This window comes from Bacillus sp. SIMBA_074 (assembly GCF_046534555.1).
GTDB lineage: Bacteria > Bacillota > Bacilli > Bacillales > Bacillaceae_G > Bacillus_A > Bacillus_A mycoides.
On sequence record NZ_JAWRYM010001192.1, the window covers coordinates 1 to 238 of the forward strand.

General features: G+C 45.4%; 1 protein-coding gene. It reads right to left on the reverse strand.

From position 1 onward, the window contains the following. Positions 1 to 238: pirin-like C-terminal cupin domain-containing protein (locus SB773_RS34500; protein ID WP_410595035.1), on the reverse strand; the 238-nt coding region annotated here is incomplete at both ends.

Here is a 238-nt window from a genome sequence, read left to right on the forward strand (position 1 = left end):
CGACTTGATATTTTCTCTCCACCGATCAACACCATGGTTGTTGATTGCAGCGCTGTTACCGTAACGCCTTCAGCACTGGATAACACAATCATCTGTTTCTCTGCGTATTGCTGGTCTCTGATTTTAAGTTTGCCACTCGTAATATATATACCGCGCTCAGACTCATTAGGTAATTCAAGTGTCTGCCCAGGAAGAAGCCGGGCCTCCAAGTATAAGGTTCGGTAAAACTCTTTGACGG